At 62.3% G+C, this 16,605-nt stretch carries 14 protein-coding genes; 3 read left to right on the plus strand and 11 right to left on the minus strand.

Features of this window, described 5'->3' with window-relative positions; all coding sequences use genetic code 11:
• Nucleotides 1-12 precede the first annotated feature (12 nt).
• Nucleotides 13-2,667, plus strand: coding sequence for a bifunctional acetate--CoA ligase family protein/GNAT family N-acetyltransferase (locus QM659_RS05645; RefSeq protein WP_415187683.1), 2,655 nt, complete (start codon nucleotides 13-15; stop codon nucleotides 2,665-2,667).
• Nucleotides 2,668-2,719: 52 nt separating this feature from the next.
• Here QM659_RS05645 and QM659_RS05650 read toward each other — a convergent pair whose 3' ends face one another.
• Both QM659_RS05650 and QM659_RS05655 read right to left on the minus strand, forming a co-directional pair.
• Nucleotides 2,720-3,919: an acetyl-CoA C-acyltransferase gene (locus tag QM659_RS05650; RefSeq protein ID WP_415187684.1), complete on the minus strand. Its 1,200-nt coding sequence runs from the start codon at nucleotides 3,917-3,919 to the stop codon at nucleotides 2,720-2,722.
• Nucleotides 3,920-3,922: 3 nt separating this feature from the next.
• Nucleotides 3,923-5,488, minus strand: a complete 1,566-nt coding sequence (locus QM659_RS05655) for a benzoate-CoA ligase family protein (protein ID WP_415187685.1) — start codon at nucleotides 5,486-5,488, stop codon at nucleotides 3,923-3,925.
• A 211-nt stretch (nucleotides 5,489-5,699) separates the two neighbouring features.
• Between QM659_RS05655 and QM659_RS05660 the strand changes: the two genes are divergently transcribed.
• Both QM659_RS05660 and QM659_RS05665 read left to right on the plus strand, forming a co-directional pair.
• Nucleotides 5,700-6,152 (plus strand): GNAT family N-acetyltransferase, encoded by a 453-nt coding sequence (locus QM659_RS05660; protein ID WP_127077326.1) that lies wholly within the window; start codon nucleotides 5,700-5,702, stop codon nucleotides 6,150-6,152.
• Nucleotides 6,149-6,592 (plus strand): Rrf2 family transcriptional regulator, encoded by a 444-nt coding sequence (locus QM659_RS05665; RefSeq protein ID WP_303485794.1) that lies wholly within the window; start codon nucleotides 6,149-6,151, stop codon nucleotides 6,590-6,592. The genes QM659_RS05660 and QM659_RS05665 overlap by 4 nt, the downstream gene beginning before the upstream one ends.
• Nucleotides 6,593-6,595: 3 nt before the next feature.
• On the opposite strand, the gene fabG is transcribed toward QM659_RS05665, so the two are convergent.
• From fabG to QM659_RS05710, 9 genes are all read right to left on the minus strand, one after another.
• Nucleotides 6,596-7,312: a 3-oxoacyl-ACP reductase FabG gene (gene fabG, locus QM659_RS05670; RefSeq protein ID WP_415187686.1), complete on the minus strand. Its 717-nt coding sequence runs from the start codon at nucleotides 7,310-7,312 to the stop codon at nucleotides 6,596-6,598.
• A 6-nt stretch (nucleotides 7,313-7,318) separates the two neighbouring features.
• Nucleotides 7,319-8,161: a benzoyl-CoA reductase subunit D gene (gene bcrD / locus QM659_RS05675; RefSeq protein WP_303485788.1), complete on the minus strand. Its 843-nt coding sequence runs from the start codon at nucleotides 8,159-8,161 to the stop codon at nucleotides 7,319-7,321.
• A 21-nt stretch (nucleotides 8,162-8,182) separates the two neighbouring features.
• On the minus strand, nucleotides 8,183-9,475 hold the full coding sequence (bcrA, locus tag QM659_RS05680) for a benzoyl-CoA reductase subunit A (protein WP_415187687.1): 1,293 nt from the start codon (nucleotides 9,473-9,475) through the stop codon (nucleotides 8,183-8,185).
• Nucleotides 9,476-9,489: 14 nt separating this feature from the next.
• Nucleotides 9,490-10,773 carry a benzoyl-CoA reductase subunit B gene (bcrB, locus tag QM659_RS05685; protein WP_127077331.1) on the minus strand — a complete coding sequence of 428 codons (1,284 nt, stop codon included), beginning with the start codon at nucleotides 10,771-10,773 and terminating at the stop codon, nucleotides 9,490-9,492.
• A 3-nt stretch (nucleotides 10,774-10,776) separates the two neighbouring features.
• Nucleotides 10,777-11,940 carry a benzoyl-CoA reductase subunit C gene (gene bcrC, locus QM659_RS05690; RefSeq protein WP_415187688.1) on the minus strand — a complete coding sequence of 388 codons (1,164 nt, stop codon included), beginning with the start codon at nucleotides 11,938-11,940 and terminating at the stop codon, nucleotides 10,777-10,779.
• A 2-nt stretch (nucleotides 11,941-11,942) separates the two neighbouring features.
• Complete coding sequence (locus QM659_RS05695) at nucleotides 11,943-12,713, minus strand: cyclohexa-1,5-dienecarbonyl-CoA hydratase (protein ID WP_415187689.1); 771 nt, start codon at nucleotides 12,711-12,713, stop codon at nucleotides 11,943-11,945.
• The gene (oah, locus tag QM659_RS05700; protein WP_415187690.1) at nucleotides 12,710-13,846 is read right to left on the minus strand and encodes a 6-oxocyclohex-1-ene-1-carbonyl-CoA hydratase; all 1,137 of its coding nucleotides are present in this window, start codon (nucleotides 13,844-13,846) and stop codon (nucleotides 12,710-12,712) included. The genes QM659_RS05695 and oah overlap by 4 nt, the downstream gene beginning before the upstream one ends.
• A 34-nt stretch (nucleotides 13,847-13,880) precedes the next feature.
• Entirely contained in the window at nucleotides 13,881-14,951 is a 1,071-nt protein-coding gene (gene had / locus QM659_RS05705; RefSeq protein WP_415187691.1) for a 6-hydroxycyclohex-1-ene-1-carbonyl-CoA dehydrogenase, read from the minus strand.
• Between the two features lie 396 nt (nucleotides 14,952-15,347).
• Nucleotides 15,348-16,556, minus strand: a complete 1,209-nt coding sequence (locus QM659_RS05710; protein ID WP_415187692.1) for a benzoate/H(+) symporter BenE family transporter — start codon at nucleotides 16,554-16,556, stop codon at nucleotides 15,348-15,350.
• Nucleotides 16,557-16,605 lie beyond the last annotated feature (49 nt).

The following is a 16,605-nucleotide window of genomic DNA, read 5'->3' on the forward strand; positions in this document are numbered from 1 at the left end:
AAAGGCGACTGCATGTCCATTCAGAATTTGCAGTATTTCTTCGCTCCGAAATCGATAGCGGTGATCGGTGCGAGCGAGCGTCCGCGTTCGGTCGGCAATATTGTCATGCGGAACCTTCTGGATGGGCGTTTCGCTGGGCCGATACTTCCAGTCAATCCGCGAAGAGAGGCGGTGGCCGGCGTTCTCACCTACAAAAGCGTTGCCGATCTGCCGCTTTGCCCGGAATTGGCGGTGATTTGTACGCCCGGCCCGGCAGTCCCCGGCGTCATCGACGATCTCGGCAAAAGGGGAACTCGCGCCGCCATCGTTGCGGCCGACATGAGCGACCCCGATGCTCTGCTCGCCGCCGCCCGTCGGTACGACCTGCGTCTTCTCGGCGGCGCGAGCCTCGGCGTTTGCGTGCCGAAAGCTAACCTCTACGCGAACTTCGCCCACATGCAGGCGCACCCGGGTCGTGTGGCTTTTGTCTCCCAGTCTGGCGCTTTGTGCGCGGCCGCTCTCGATTGGGCGAAGCCCCGCGGTATCGGCTTTTCCTGCGTCGTGTCGCTCGGCGACGCGGTCGAGATCGATTTCGCCGACTTGATGGACTATCTGTCCAAGGACGAAGAGACGAAAGCGATCCTGCTCCATATCGAGACAATTCGCGAACGGCGTGGGTTTGTTTCCGCCGCGAGAGCCGCCGCGCGAAACAAGCCGGTTCTTATCCTCAGGGGCGGCAATCGCGCCTCCAGCCATTCCATCGGTCAATTTCTGTCCGAGACGCTCGCTTCGCCGGATGGCGCTTTCGATGCGACCGTCAGGCGCGCTGGAGCACTGAGAGTGTACTCCATCGATGAGTTGTTTGCGGCGGTGGAAACCTTGTCGCGGACGAAGCAGGTGCGCGGCGAGCGTCTCGCGATCCTGTCGAACGCCGGCGGCGCGGCCCTCATGGCAATCGACGAGATCAACACGGCGGAGCGCGGCTCTATTGCCGACCTTTCGGAGAAGACGCTTTCGCAGTTGGCGAAGGTGCTCCCGCGTGGCCGTCTCCTCGCAAATCCGGTCGATCTTGGCGCAGGCGCGTCAGCGGACGACTACGCGGCCGCGCTGAAGGTGCTGTCCGAGGCGCTTGAGGTCGACGGCATCCTCATCATTCACGCACCGAACGCGATGACGGACAGTTCCGAAATCGCGCGCGCTGTCATCGAGGCGCAGAAACGCTACCGAAGCGGCGTGCTGGCGTGCTGGCTCGGCGGCGAAACGGCGAGCGCTGCGCTCGCCCTTTTCGCTGAAGCGGGCCTTTGCAGCTATAATTCCATCGGCGCGGCGGTTGGCGGTTTCGGCCATATCGTACAGCACCGCCGCAATCTTGCGATGCTGATGGAAACGCCTCCGGCGGATCTCGCGAACTTCGCGCCCGACCGTGCGACGGCGCGATCCATCGTGGAGAGCGGGCTTTCGCGTCCCGATGGCGTGCTGAGCGAGCCAGATAGCCGCCGCCTGCTTGCTTCCTACGGCATTCCGACGCTCGAAAGCATTCTCGTCGAGACCGCCGACGAAGCAGCGGTGGTCGCCGAGCGCATCGGCTATCCCGTGGCCGTGACGCTCTCCTCTCCCGATCTGCCTCGCAAATGGGATGCAGGCGCGGTCGCGCTGAACCTCGAAAACGCCGAGGCCGTGCGCTCCGCCGCCGACGGCATCATGCGGCGCGTCCGGAATATCGCCCCCGAAGTCCGGATCGAGGGCTTTGCGCTCCAGCGCATGGTGGTGTGGCCGCATTCGCGCCAGTTGATGATGGGCATTTCCTGCGATCCGCTGTTCGGACCGGTTCTCGTCTTCGGGGAGGGGGGGCGCGCCGTAGAGCTCGTGCGGGATCACACGGTTGCGCTGCCGCCGCTGAACCTTCCGCTTGCACGCCAGATGATCGACCGCACGCGCATTTCAAAGCGGCTTGAAGCGCACGGCCTGCGACCGAAAGCGAATCGGGACGCCATCGCTCAAGCCCTCGTGCGTCTTTCTGCCTTGCTCGTCGACAACCCGGAGATAGCGGCCTGCGATATCAACCCGTTGTTCGCGAACCATCAGGGTGTCGTCGCGGTCGACGCTCGCATTCAGCTCGCGGCTTCTGACGACACGGACTCACGCCGTTTCTCGATCCTGCCATATCCCTCCGGGATGGAAGAAGCAGCAACGCTTCATGACGGCTCCCCTATCGTTCTGCGACCAATCCGGCCGGAGGACGAGCCCGCTCACGCCGATCTCATCGGCCGAACGAGCCCGCAAGATCTGCGCTATCGCTTTTTTGGCTCCACGCAGAAATTGCAGCATCACCAACTCGCCCGCATGACGCAGATCGACTACGACCGGGAAATGGCGTTCATCGCCACCGCCACGGGAACGGATGGTCACGCGTCCACGCTTGGCGTGGTGCGCACGGTTACCGATCCCGACAACAAGCGGGCGGAACTTGCCATCCTCGTACGGTCGGATCTCAAGGGGACCGGCCTCGGCAGCATCCTGATGGACAGGATCATTCGCTATCATCGCACGAGGAAGACTGACGAGATCGGAGCGCAGGTGATTTCCGGCAACGAGCCGATGCTGAGGCTTGCCGCCAAATTCGGCTTCGCTGCCGTGACCGGAGACGATCCGGAACTCGTGGAATGCACGCTGCGCCTCATCGACTGAAGGAGGCGTACGCGGGCGCGCGTCACGCGCTTCGCTGTCGCAGCGCCGAGCATCAGGCCCGTTCAAGGACGGCGGCGATGCCTTGTCCGACTCCAATGCACATCGTAACGAGCGCATAGCGACCGCCGGAACGCTGCAACTGCCGGGCCGCCGTCAGCACGAGCCGAGCGCCGGATGCGCCGAGCGGGTGGCCAAGCGCGATTGCTCCGCCGTTCGGGTTGAGGCGACTGTCGGACGGATCGATCCCCATCAGGCGGCAGCAGCCGATGACCTGTGTGGCGAAGGCCTCGTTGATTTCGATCAGGTCCATATCGCCAAGCTTGAGCCCCGAGCGTTCGAGGGCTTTGGCGGAAGCGGGCACCGGGCCGACACCCATGATGCGGGGTGCAACGCCAGCGACCGCCGCCGCGCGCAGGACCGCGAGAGGTGCCGCGCCCGCCTTTTCGCCCGCGCCGCGGCTTCCGATTATAACCGCCGCCGCGCCGTCATTGATGCCCGAAGAATTTCCCGCCGTGACGAGGCCGCCTTTAGCAAGCGGCTTCAGCCGGGCGAGAGTTTCGCGGGTGGTTTCCGGGCGCGGATGCTCGTCAGCTGAGACCCTGATCGCCTCGCCTCGCCTGCCCGGGATCTCCACAGCGACGATCTCGCCTTCGTAGAAGCCTTCCTTCACGGCGCGTGCGGTCTTCTCCTGGGAGGCGAGCGCGAAGCCGTCCGCCTCAGTGCGGGAGATGCCGAGGTCGTGCGCGATGTTGTCCGCTGTCTCGGGCATCGTGTCATTGCCGTAAGCCCCGACCAGCCGGGGATTGACGAACCGCGCACCGATGGTCGTGTCGTAAATCGCGGTATCGCGCCCGTATGCGGCCTGCGGCTTTGCGATGACGAAAGGCGCGCGCGTCATCGACTCGACGCCTCCCGCCACAATCAGGTCCGCATCTGCGAGCGTAACCGCACGCGCAGCGTCGATTACCGCGTTCATGCCGCTGCCGCAGAGCCGGTTCACCGTCGCGCCGCCAACCTCTTGCGGTAGCCCCGCGAGAAGCGCCGCATGTCGACCGACGTTGCGGGCATCTTCGCCGGCCTGGCAGGCGCAGCCAAGGATGACGTCTTCCACATCCGCCGAGTCAAAAGGAGAGGCTGCGAGCGCGGCGCGGATGACGTGCGCCGCCATATCGTCGGGCCGGACGGCGGCAAGCGCCCCCGCGTGTCGGCCTATAGGCGTGCGCAACCCGCCATAGATGCAAGCTTCGCGCATTCGCTATTCCTCCGCACGCAAACGGTAGCGCTGGATCTTCCCGGTCGCGGTCTTGGGAAGGCTGTCCACGAAATGGAAACGGCGGGGAAATTTGTAGGGCGCGAGTTTCGTCTTGCAGAAGGTGCGCAATTCGTCTTCGAGCGCTTCGGTCGGTCGTGCCTCGTCGTGCAGCACGATCCAGGCTTCGGGCTTCACGAGCCCTTCCGTGTCCGCGCGACCGACCACGGCCACCTCGAAAACGGTCGGATGTTCGATGAGCGTCGATTCGATCTCGAAGGGCGAACACCAGATGCCACCGACCTTCAGCATGTCGTCCGAGCGGCCGCAGTAGAAGAAATAGCCGTCTTCGTCGCGATAATAGGTGTCGCCGGTATTGATCCATTCGCCGAGCATCGTCTCGGCGGTCTTTTCCGGGTTTCGCCAATAGTATTTGGCCATCGAAAGCCCCTTGATGAAGAGGCGCCCCGTTTCGCCGGTCGGCACGGTGCGGCCCGCCTCGTCGACGACCTTGGCGTCATAGCCTTCCACGACGAGGCCGCTCGATCCGGGTTTGAACTGGCCGACGCGGTTCGAGATGAAGATGTGAAGCGCTTCCGTCGAGCCGACCCCGTCGAGGATGAGAGTGCCCGTGTGCTCGCGCCACCGGCGGAAGATATCGGCGGGAAGCGCCTCGCCCGCAGAGACGCACATGCGTAGCGACGACAAATCAGGCGTCACATTTTCAAGCGCCTGCAGCTGAGCTGCATAAAGCGTGGGAACGCCGAAAAACAGGGTCGGGCGGTAGGTCTCGATCATGGCAAACGTGTTCGACGGCGTCGGCTTCTCATCGAGCAGCACCGCAGTGCCGCCGACCCAGAGCGGAAATGTCATCCCGTTGCCAAGGCCGTAGGCGAAGAACAGCTTTGCAGCTGAAAAGAACACATCGTCTTCGACCGCGCCGAGCGTTCGGACGCCGTAGAATTCGCTCGAAACGACCATGTCGCGCTGAAGATGAACCGCGCCCTTCGGATTGCCCGTCGAGCCTGACGAGTAGAGCCAGAAGCATTCATCGGTGGGCGACGCCTCGACGGCGGTGAACTCGGCGGAATACGGCGCGATCCGGCTCGCAAGCGTGTCGCCATCGTCAGCAATCTTCAGGACGAGCCCCGGCAGGTACCGAATACTTGCGAGCGCCGCCTCGACTTCGCCCGCATACTCCGGCGAATAGATGAGCCCGGCACACGCCGAATTTTCGATGATGAAGGCATAATCCTTCGCGCGCAGAAGCGTATTGACCGGCACGGGAACGACGCCCGCCTTGATCGCCCCCCAGAACACGAAGAAGAACTCGACGCTGTCCTTCACGATCATCAGGACGCGCTCGCCACGGCCAACTGGCGCGGCGTCAAGGAAGTTGGCCGTGCGGTTCACGCCTTCGTAAAGCTCGCCGTAGGTGGTGTCTCCTTTTCGGGTTCGCACGGCGACCTTCGCCGCCCTACCCTCGCGAAGGTGGCGGTCGATGAACTCCGAGGCGACATTAAAAACCTGCGGGAAACGAATTTCCGCCCCAGCCTCGACCAGCAGTCCCATCCACCCACCTCTTGCTAAGGCGCGCTCTGCGCGTTTCGTCCCTTGGTCTTTTCTTGCCGGTTTCTTTGTTTGCGGTAAACCGGTACTGTTTTACCGTTTTAGGTAACGCCATTATCAACTTCTTGTCAAGGCTTCGTTTAAGGCGCAAATCGGTACGAGAATGATGGATTGAGCGATTCGGTGAAGGTGGCCAGAGGAGACCGAACTATCGATGACGAAAGAACAGGCCTTCATTATCCGCCCTGCCAGCGCCGCCGATATCGAGCATATCGTTCGCCTCGATGCCGCCGTTACGTCGATGCCGAAGTCGACCTACTGGGAGGCGCTCTTCAAGGATTGCCAGTCGCGGCGGAACCAGCATTTCCTGCTCGTCGCCGTCAAAGGCGATGTCCTTGTCGGGTTCATCGCTGGAGAAATCCGTGCGTGGGAATTCGGCTCGCCGCCATGTGGCTGGGTCTTCGCAATCGCGGTCGATCCGAATACCCGGCTGTCGGGCATGGGCGCCGACCTTTTCCAGGCAATCTGCGACGCCTTTCGCCGCGCCGGTATAACAAAGGTTCGCACCATGGTCGCTCGCGATGCGCAACTCGTCATGTCTTTCTTCCGCGCCCAGGGAATGATGGCCGGACCGTTTGTAGAACTTGAGAAGGATCTCGACGAATGAGGCTTCAGGTCGCAACACGGCACGCCATTTTTTCGGTTCTGGAACTGGCCTCTCAGCCTGACCGGCAGATGTCGGCAGTCGATATCGCGGAGAAATACTCTATCTCGCCGAACCATTTGGCCAAGGTTTTGCGCACGCTTGGCCGGGAAGGGATCGTCGATGCCGCGCGCGGCGTTGGCGGCGGCTATCGCTTTGTCGGCAATCCAAAGCGCCTGACCTTGTTCGATATCATCGCTATCTTCGAGCCCATCGGACCGACAACGGGCGGCATCGAGGCGGGCGACGACACGAGCGAGGGGCAAGCCCTGCGCCTTGTGATGAACGAGATCGAGGATACGGCCCGCGCGACGCTGTCTTCGATCACCATCGATACCATGCTCAAGATCGCCCGGCGCAGCAGCGCGCCAAAGCCGTCAGAGCGCCGAAGCGTCGCCCGATAGCGCTCAGATATACTGGCCCGCGTCGACCTTCAGCACCTGTCCGGTGATGAAGCTGGCACGATCGGACAGGAGGAACAGCACTGCATCCGCGATGTCGCCGACGCCCGGCAGCTTTTTCAACGCGCTCTCATCGAGCGCCTTGCGACGGACGTCTTCGGCGAGAGCAAGCGTCATTTCGGTCAGCACCATGCCGGGCGCGACGGCGTTCACGGTCACGCCCTTTGGCCCAAGCTCGCGGGCGGCGGTTTTCGTCAGCCCGACGAGCCCGGCCTTGGATGCAGCATAGTTCGCCTGCCCGAACTTTCCGCGCAGGCCATTGATCGATACGACGTTCACGATGCGCCCGAACCCTTGCGCGCACATCGCCGGAGCAACCGCGCGGAGCATCATGAACGCGCCCGTGAGGTTCACGTCCAGCACCCCTTGCCATTCCTCGTCGCTCATCTTCATCAGCGAGCGGTCGCGGGTGATGCCGGCATTGTTGACGAGGAGGTCAGGCGGGCGATCGAGCGCGCCGACCGCCGCCGCAACCGCAGCGCTGTTTGCGATGTCGACCGCGCGGAACTCCATTCCCGTCGCGTCGCCTTCGGTGCGGTCGAAGATGACGACACGCGCGCCGCCCGCCTTCAACCCTTCGGCAATGGCGCGTCCGATGCCGCGCGATCCGCCCGTCACGATGGCTGTGCGCTCCGCGAAGGCGTCGTTTTCTCTCTGCGTCATGAGCAATCAGGCCGCGACCGCTTCGAGGCGCGACAGCTTCTGATGCCGGAATGCTCCCCAGAGCGCACCGCCGACAGCCCCGGCATAGATCGAGTCCGGGTGGCTCTCCGCAACGAGTGCGACCTTTTCCTTGACGAGCGCCTCATTCAGCGCCGCGACGAGCCCCGTGTCGAGCGCTAGACCGCCCGTCATCTGCACCACGCCGTCGGTCGCGCCGATGGATTTCAGGAGCTTGGCGAGCCTCACCGCCATCGACAGGTGGATACCCTTGAGAATATTCGCCGCTGAAATTCCCCGCGACACCATGTTGATGACGTCCGTTTCCGCAAGCACCGCGCAAATCGAGGATACGCGCTCGGGGTTGTCGGCCTTCTGGGAAAGCATGCCGATCTCGTCGTGGGCGATGCCGAGATAGCGCGCGATGTTTTCCAGAAACTGGCCCGACCCCGACGCGCACTGGCTCGTCATCTTGTAGGTCAGCACCTTGCCGCCGCCGTCGATGCGGATCGCGCGGCCGTTGAGAGCGCCGATGTCGAGCACCGCGCGGGCTTCCGAGTTGAGGTACACGGCGCCGCGCCCATGCGTCGTCATCGAATAGAAATGACCCGTCGCAAAGCGCAGGTTTTCCGCATCGCCTGTGGAGGCGACATACGCGACGTCGCCTCGGGAAACGCCAGCCTTGGAGAGCATCGCGTCGTAGATTTCATCGGCGAGCAGAAACGGATCGCGACTGCGGATCCGCGACAGCTCTTTTCCGAGCCAGCGCGTCTTGTCACCATCGATCTCAAACAGAACCGTCTTGACGCAGCCAGAACCGATGTCCACGCCCGCTGTAATGATAGCACTCATGATTTCGTCCTTTTCGCAGGCTCAGTTCAGGACCGCGCGCACGGCAAAGGCCGCGCCGCCAAGCGCTCCAGTGTAGATGGAGTCCGGATTGATGTTGATCTGCACGTCGCCGTAGTTTTCCTTGATGAGCTTCCGCAGTTCGCGTGCCGCAGCTTCATTCTTCGCAACGCCGCCGGTAAAGGTGAACTGATCCTTCACGCCACCGGCGCGCGACAGGATCGACATGGCGCGCAGGATGATCGCCCGATGCAGCCCCGCCAGGATGTCCTCGCGCTTCTCGCCGAGCGCGAGGCGGTCGCGAAGTTCGGCGCCCGCGAACACGGTGCAGGTGGAGTTGATGCGCACCTGCTTCGTCGACTGCATGGCGAGTGGCCCAAGCTCCTGAAGGCCCATGTTCATCTCGTCCGCGATGTAGCCGAGATAGCGCCCGCAACCCGCCGCGCAGCGGTCGTTCATCTGGAAGTTCTCGACGATGCCCGCCGGATCGACCTGAATACCCTTGGTGTCCTGTCCGCCGATGTCGAGCACGGTGCGGGTTCGCGGATACATGATGTGCGCGCCGAGCCCGTGGCAAAGGATTTCCGAGCGGATGTGCTCCTTCGGGAAGGGAAGTCGCACGCGGCCGTAGCCCGTGCCGACGACGTAGGTTTCTTCGAGCGGGATAGAGAGAGCGCTTTTCACCGGCGCGGCGATCAGCGACTGATCGAGCGATCCCATTTCCAGCGCGCGAATGAACTTGCCTTCGATGTCCCCCGCAGGCGGACGGTTCTCAACCTCGATGATCGACTTGTCGTAGATGTTGAGAATGAGGTCGAAGGCGAGCCCGGCCTCGCGGCAGACAGCCTCGCCATTGTGCATGAAGTCTCCGCCAGCGAGGTCGCGGAAAAAGTCGGACTTGCGGCGAAAACCGGGGGCGAACTGGGTCGCCGAGTGCTCGCGAAGCCGCCGGAACGTCTCCGCCAGCGCTTCGATGACCGGCTTTTCGCGCCCCGCGAAGCGCGGGCCTTTCACGTTGCCGATGCAGGTGCGCTCCAGATCTTCAAGTTGTTCGACGAACTGGATGTGTCGGAAATTCCGTTCAAGGTCGGCCAGAACCGCTTCTGCGACGTTCGCCGTTCCGGGAACGGCTTCGAGCGCGCGGCGAAATAACGTGAGCCGCGTATCGACGAGCGCTTCCTGCTTCGAGACCGCTGCGGCGGTGTCGTAATTGGAGCGCGAGTTGGTGATGCCGCGACCGAGCACAGTCTGGTTTTCGTCCATCACCACGGCTTTCGTGGTCGTGGAACCGAGGTCGATGCCGATGAAGCAACGCATGATGGTGTCCTTCCTTACGCTGCCTTGGCCGTGCCGAGACGCTTCTGCTCGATCATCTGGAAGTAGCTTTCCAGACGGTTCTTCACGTTCGCCGCCGAGAAATAGCGAGGATCGACAAGATCGGTTTCGATGAACGCTCCGGGTTTGCCGGTTCGCCGCTCGACCTCGTTCATGATCATGAGCTGGCCGGCGGAGAAGCTGTTGCAGCTCTTGATCGAGTTGATGAGCAGTCCATCCGCCTCGTATTCTTCGATATACTTCGCGAGGATGTCGACGCGCGTCGGGAGATTGCGGTTCGTGTAGCAGCCGAGGCAGTAATCCGCGAGTGTTTCGAGCGGGTTATCGGCGTCGTGGCGGAAGCCCAGGTCGTACATGCCGCCGACCTTGGTATAGCTCGACGCGACGACGACCGCGCCTTCGTCCGAAAACATCTTCCAGAATTCGCGGAAGTTGGTCCAGTTCGGCGGCCCTTCGACAATGAGCCGATAGCGCTGATCGTTGAAGTTCGACCCGTCGGGTGTGATCGGCCCCTGACGCGTCTCGATGCGGGCCTGCACTTCCTTGCGTAGCGCGTCGTAATAGGCGATGGCGTCGCGCGTGCCGCGAAAGGCGGTGAAGATCGGGCCGATATAGTAGACGCCGCCGAAATAGGCGTCTATTGGCGACGGCTTGTGCTTGCCGGATTCGAGCACCCAGACGAGATTGTCTTCGGCCTTCGCCGAGTTGCGCAGCGCTTCGCGCAGGCGGTCGATGTCGAACTTGATGCCCGACACCTCTTCAAGCCCCGGAATGATGACTTCCTTCAACTGCTTGACGATGTAGTCGCGCATGTTCTTCGTCGAATGCCCGTCGCCCTCATACGGCACATGCAGCATCAGCGTGGGGCATTTGTATTCCTCACGCAGAAGCTCGAACCACTTCATGAAGGTGTAGCAGCCCGTATAGGAGAGCAGCAGCACGTCCGGTTTCGGAAAGGGCTTGCCGTTCGGTGCGATGTTGCCCGCACCCATCATCCCGATGTCCGCCTTCACGTATGTGCAGACGTCTTCGGAATGGCCCGCCTTCTCGGCATCCATGATGTAGTTGCCCGACAGCTTCCTCATGCCGTTCTGGATCGCATTGATCTCGGGTAGATTGTTCACGATGTCGAAGCAGAGCAGCAACTCGTTGAGGTTGCCGGGTACGAAGGTGGATGACACCTTACGGCCCGTCTCATGCTTCGAGGTAATGGCCTCGTAGTTGCGCGCGATCATCTCCTTCTGGAGGAGCATCGACGGTTCCTTGACGATTTCGCTCATGTCTCAGCTCCAAAGCTTGATGGAATCGGCGAACGTGCCGGCTTGCTCGCGAACCGGCTGCATCTGGCCGGAGTTCTCGGCGTATTTGAACGAGATATGCGGGATGCCCTCCTCGGTGAGCTTCTTGCAGATCATCGGGCGGTCGAGCAGAGCGGGGTCGCAGAAGCTCGGCGTCGCGTAGATCACGCCTTCCGCGTCCGCTTTGCGGATCTGATCGACGTGGAACTTGCCCTTTTCGCCTTCGCGCGGGACGTATTTGCAGGAGGTCTCGACCGAATGGCCGATGTAGGCGGCGGCGAGCGCCTGAAGCGGATCGATGTCGAGCGCTACGTCTTCAGTGAGGAACCGATTGACGAGGATATAGTCGTCCTCGACTACGTAGCAGCCCGCCATCTCGATCGACTTGATGAGGTTTAGCGGCGGCTGTTCACAGAAAGAGCCGTAGATCGCGACACGGACATTGTCGCGCTTCGGGCGCTCTTCCTTCTCTGCCGCGGCCATGTAGCTGACGAGAAGCGCGTTATGCTCAGCGACGTCCATCATCAGCCCGGCCCGCATCAGCAGATAGACCTCCGACGTCGGCGCTTTCCACGGTTGGCGCGCACGGAACGCATAGAGCTGGCGCACGAGACGGCGGTTCTCGTTGTAGAGCGCAATGGAACGCCTGAGATCGTCGTCGCTGATTTTCCGGCCCGTGAGCGCTTCGAGCCCCTCGCGCATCTCCTGAAGTTCGGCCACGTAATAGCTACCGCCGATTTCAGGATCGAAGTTCTGCGGCGTATCGAAGAACTTGGTCCAGACGTTCGGAAACATGATCTTCCACATGCCCGACAGATTGCGGATCACGTCGCACACAAACGGGAAGATCATGCCGTCGACGAAGTCGAGACGCCTCGTCATGCCGAGTTCGACGGTCGAGCGCGGGATGCGGCAGATGTAGCTCTGGTAGAAGGCATCGCCGTGGATGACTTCCAGCTTGTCGCCGCCGCCGAACAGACCGAGCGGCAGGCAACCCGCTGCGTGGATCAGTTCCAGCGGCGCGTAGAGCGGCAGGAAGCCGACCACTTTACGACCGGGGACCGCGTCTTTCCAGGCGCGAGCGGCGGTAAAGTCCAGATCTTCGAAGATGGCTTCGCAGCGCGAAACGATTTCGGCCGTGCTTGTCATGGTCAGCGCGCCTCCCATTGGGCCGGGCGCTTCTCGATGAACGCCGTCAAGCCTTCCAATGCGTCCTTTGTGGACATCAGCTTTTCCAGATAGAGATGTTCGAGGTTGCAGAGCTTCGTCCGAACGCGCTCGACCATGTCGAGGCGGGCTGCCTTTACGGCGATACGCAGCGACGACGGGCTAAGCCCTGCAAGCGCGTGGTCGAAGTAGGAGAGCGCTGCCGCCTCCGGTTCAGGCGTAATCTCGGAAACAAGGCCGAGCGCGAATGCCTGCTCGCCGGAAATCGAGCGCCCCGACAGGAGAATGTCCTCTGCCGCCGCACGCGCGATCTTCTCCGGCAGGATGCACGACGCCGGTGGCGCGAACACGCCGAGGATGATTTCCGGCTGACCGAATTTCGCATCGGGAGCGGCAAAGATCCGGCTGCCCGCGATGGCGACTTCCATGCCGCCGCCGAGGCATTGGCCGCGCACCGCCACCAGGACGGGAACCGGAGCCGCGACTAGCCGCATGACGAGTGCGTTGAACGATTTCAGCATCGAATCGCATTGGTCCGGCAGATGCTCCTGCACACTGGCGCCGAAGCTGAAGTGCGGCCCCTCGTGATCGATAAGCACGGCAAGGATCGCCGGATCGTTCATATGTGCGTCGAGCGCTGCCGTCAGCGCGGCGATCATCTGCGCGTCGACAATATTCGCCTTGGGCCGCGCGAGCCGCAATCGCAGAAGCTTGCCATCGCGGTCATGCCATACTTTCAAGGGCTCGATGGTCATTTAGTCCCCCGCGCGGCCGGGAGAAGCGATTCTGTCAGTTCCGGCGTCCACGGGGCGCCCGCCGCGAGTGCCTGCCGCAGCGCGATGAAATCGATCTCGCGGTCGTCCTTGGTGCCTTCGTTGAAGGCGCGGAAGCCCGCTCGCGCCTCGGTCATCATGTTGAGGGCGAGCCAGGAGCGGCTGTTCTCCTTGTTCGCGTTCCAGGCGTCGATCTTGGGCTTCCGCAGTTCCTCGATGGTCTTCGTGAAGCAATCCGGGAACGTCAGCAGGATCTTGCCGCAAAGCTCCTCGACCTTGGCGTCGAGCAACGAGAGGTCCACCGTGCCCCTCTTCAGCACGTCCTTGCCCGCCGCCAGTTCGTCGCCGGTCTTGGGTTCGCCGTGGACGATGCGGCCGTATTCATCGACATAGCGGTCGGTAATGACGAGCGGGTTCGCGACGAAACGCCCGTCGACCTTGAGCGCGGGCACGATGTCCGTGATCATCCCGAGCCGATAAGCCTTGTGCGCCGTCCACGGTTCGCAAAGCGAGCCGGACACCATGGCCATTTCCGCGCCGACCATGACGGGCAGGAAATCCGTCGCGCCGCCAATCGGGGCCGATCCATGCTTTGGCCCCGCCTGACCGAAGCGCGCGAGATCCTGCGCGATGGTGAAGTCGCAGGCCATGCCGATTTCCTGTCCGCCGCCGATGCGCATGCCGTTGACGCGACAGACGACAGGCTTGTCGCATCCGAGGATCGCCGACACCATGTCATTGAAAAGGCGCATGTATTGCCGGTATTCCTGCGGATTTCCCGCGTAATATTCGGCGTATTCCTTGGTATTGCCGCCGGTGCAGAAGGCCTTGTCGCCCGCCCCCGTGAACACGGTCGCCACCACGTCGCGTGCATTCGATGCCGCGCGGAAGGCAAGGATCACGCCCTTGACCATCTCGGTCGTGTAGGAATTGTACTGCGCGGGGTTATCGAGCGTGATCCACGCATTGAAAAGACCGGGCACGATTTCGCCGTCCGGTGTGCGTGCTGGCCGCTTCTCATAGCGAACGCCGGGAACCACGATTTCCGCGAGGTTGTGGTCGTGCAGGGCTTCGGGTGCCGTGGCTCTCGCAATCGACGCTGTATTCAGGGTCATTTCCTCTGTCTCTTCTTTCTTCGTTTCTTGATGCTCAGGGAACGAGAATGGCGCGACGCGTAAGCTTGTGCTCATGCGCCAGGGCGAAGATCTCGTTGATGCTGTCGAGCGGATGCTTTTCGATAAAGGCGGCGAGTTCGATCTTGCGGTCGAGAACGAGGTCCAGCGCGCCCGGATAAAGCTCCGTGGCGCAGCCCCAATTGCCGAGCGCGCGCGCATGAAACGCCATCAAGTTCGAGAGGCGGACCTCGACCTTGTCCATGGTGAAGCCGACGACGGCGAGCGTTGCGCCATGGACGAGGAGGCTCCACGCGGTCGACTGACCGGCCGCCGTCCCCGAGCACTCGAAGATCACCCATTCACGCGTCGGAAGGCCGTGGCCTTTTGCAAACCCGGCTATCTCCTTCTTGAGCGTCTTCGGATCCACGCTGCGCGCATTGAAGGTCTTGGCGACGCCGTGAGCAGCGACGGCTGCGAGCTTTGCATCGTCGACGTCGATGGCGACGACCGTGCCCCCGAACGCTGCCGCAACCTGCGCGCAGTGACCGCCCACCCCGCCAACCCCGATCACGATGCAGAGCGTGCCGGGACCGACGCCCGCCTGAACGACAGCCTGATAGGGTGTCGTGACCGCGTCCGCGACAACGGAAACATCGGCGAGTTTGAGCCCAGCGGCTTCAAGGCGGTTCTCGTCGACAGCGCAGAGCCCGAATGCGGGCACGGTGATGTGGGAAGCGAAGCCACCCTCGATATCGTTGCCCGGCATGACCTGTTTCGCGCAGATCGTGCCCTTGCCGCGCGTGCATGCATCGCAGCTGCCACAAGGAATGACGGCGGGGATGATGACGGCCCGTCCCACCCAATGTTCGGCGCCGGCTCCGGCTGCGCTGACGCGTCCACTTATTTCATGGCCAAGCGTCAACGGCAGGGGCTGGTTCGTGCGGACGCCATCGTAATAGTACCCGAGATCGGTATGACAGACGCCGCAGCCGGCGACTTCAACCGTAACCTCGCCCGCAGCAGGTGCGCCAAGTTCGAACGACTGCCGGATCAACGGTTTCCCGACACTCGTCATCACCCATCGGTATGCTACTGCTATCGGCATTTGCCCCCCATCGCGTTTCATTATTTACGCATTATGGTACCTTAATACCGAATTTGGTCAAGCAAATTCCACTCATCATCAGGGTCGTTCAAGGCCGGGCTTATCCCGGTATTTTCAAGGCGACCTTTCTTGCCAAGCTTGCCGCCGATGTGCGCCGCGCCGCTGCTTCAGGCAAACCGAACAAAACGAGTCCGCCCGCAACAATCGCCGCCTGATATTTGGGCGGGTTGCCCACGCAGGTGAATCACAGTGGACGCGTTGCTGTGTATGATCCGACCGCCGATGCGAATAGGTTTCCCGCGGAACTCGCGGCCAAGCTCGATCGGATAGCGGCATCGCTCCTGCGCGACGATGGGGCAGCCTCTTCATGACAAATGCTAACATCGAAGTTGCGGATCATCGCGTGGCCGATGTCACGACGACCTTTCCTGAAAGTTCGGCTTGGCTAGCCGCACGCGGCAGGAGAACAAGCGCTGCCGTAACGCCGACCGCGAGCCCCCAGAAAGCAGAACCGATCCCCAGGAAGGACATGCCGGAGGCCGTCACTAAAAAGGTAAGAAGAGCCGGTTCGCGCTCCCGTTCGACATTCATCGCTCCGGCAAGGCCGTTCATGATCGCGCCAAGCAGAGCGAGGCCTGCCACGGCCGCCACCAGTTCTTTCGGTAACGACGCGAAAAGAGAGGCGAGCGTCGCTCCGAACAGGCCGACGATGATATAAATGACACCGAGGGCGACGCCAGCGATGTAACGCTTGCCGGCATCGTGATTGGCCTCCGTGCCGGAACAGATCGCTGCCGTGATCGCCGCGAGATTGATGCCATGCGAACCGAACGGCGCCATCACGACCGAGAGCGCGGATGTGCTCCAGACGAGCGGCCCCGACGGTGTGCCGTATCCGAAGGCGCGCAACACGGCGACGCCTGTCAGGAACTGCCCTGTCAGCGTCACCAGGGCCAGCGGCACGCCGAGCCCGATGATGGCCGCCAGCGAGAATTCCGGTGTGGTCCAGACGGGGCGCGCCAGTTCAATATGGAAGGCGTCGAAACGAAGTTCGCCACCGATCGCGGATAGCCCGACGCCCAGAACCAGCACCAGCGCGATGGCATAGCGGGGCAGAAGACGTTTCAGCACGACGTAAGCGGCGAAGAGCGTGCCGACCAGGACGGGCGAAGCAGGGAAATTCGTGAAGACCTCCGCGCCGAACCGGAACAGGATGCCAGCGAGCATGGCGGACGCGATGGATTTCGGAATGCGCGCCATCACGGCATCGAACAGTCCCGAAATCCCGATCACCATGATGAGCGCGGCGGCGAAGACGAAGGCGCCGATGGCTTCCGGATAGGAATAGGCCGGCAATGAGGTGACAAGCAGCGCTGCGCCCGGCGTCGACCAAGCCGTGATGACCGGTGCGCGAAAAAAGAGCGACAGCGCGATAGCCGAAATGCCCGCGCCCATGGAAATCGCCCATATCCATGAAGATAGTTCCGCGTGGCTGAGATGGGCCGCGCTCGCCGCCTGAAAGATGATGAGCGACGGCCCCGCGTACGAGACGACAACCGCTATGAACCCGGCAACGGTCGCCGAAAACGAGAAATCCTTCCACATTGCGACTTTGCTCCGCTTATGATGAGGCCGGTTTAGCGTTCGACCGGGG

Source organism: Rhodomicrobium sp. (assembly GCF_047605405.1).
Classification (GTDB): domain Bacteria; phylum Pseudomonadota; class Alphaproteobacteria; order Rhizobiales; family Rhodomicrobiaceae; genus Rhodomicrobium; species Rhodomicrobium lacus.

Bases quoted from the DNA above. Each gene is read 5' to 3' on its own strand.
- QM659_RS05645 (WP_415187683.1), top strand. From the start codon at position 13: ATGTCCATTCAGAATTTGCAGTATTTCTTCGCTCCGAAATCGATAGCG.
- QM659_RS05650 (WP_415187684.1), bottom strand. From the start codon at position 3,919: ATGCGCGAAGCTTGCATCTATGGCGGGTTGCGCACGCCTATAGGCCGA.
- QM659_RS05655 (WP_415187685.1), bottom strand. From the start codon at position 5,488: ATGGGACTGCTGGTCGAGGCTGGGGCGGAAATTCGTTTCCCGCAGGTT.
- QM659_RS05660 (WP_127077326.1), top strand. From the start codon at position 5,700: ATGACGAAAGAACAGGCCTTCATTATCCGCCCTGCCAGCGCCGCCGAT.
- QM659_RS05665 (WP_303485794.1), top strand. From the start codon at position 6,149: ATGAGGCTTCAGGTCGCAACACGGCACGCCATTTTTTCGGTTCTGGAA.
- fabG (WP_415187686.1), bottom strand. From the start codon at position 7,312: ATGACGCAGAGAGAAAACGACGCCTTCGCGGAGCGCACAGCCATCGTG.
- bcrD (WP_303485788.1), bottom strand. From the start codon at position 8,161: ATGAGTGCTATCATTACAGCGGGCGTGGACATCGGTTCTGGCTGCGTC.
- bcrA (WP_415187687.1), bottom strand. From the start codon at position 9,475: ATGCGTTGCTTCATCGGCATCGACCTCGGTTCCACGACCACGAAAGCC.
- bcrB (WP_127077331.1), bottom strand. From the start codon at position 10,773: ATGAGCGAAATCGTCAAGGAACCGTCGATGCTCCTCCAGAAGGAGATG.
- bcrC (WP_415187688.1), bottom strand. From the start codon at position 11,940: ATGACAAGCACGGCCGAAATCGTTTCGCGCTGCGAAGCCATCTTCGAA.
- QM659_RS05695 (WP_415187689.1), bottom strand. From the start codon at position 12,713: ATGACCATCGAGCCCTTGAAAGTATGGCATGACCGCGATGGCAAGCTT.
- oah (WP_415187690.1), bottom strand. From the start codon at position 13,846: ATGACCCTGAATACAGCGTCGATTGCGAGAGCCACGGCACCCGAAGCC.
- had (WP_415187691.1), bottom strand. From the start codon at position 14,951: ATGCCGATAGCAGTAGCATACCGATGGGTGATGACGAGTGTCGGGAAA.
- QM659_RS05710 (WP_415187692.1), bottom strand. From the start codon at position 16,556: ATGTGGAAGGATTTCTCGTTTTCGGCGACCGTTGCCGGGTTCATAGCG.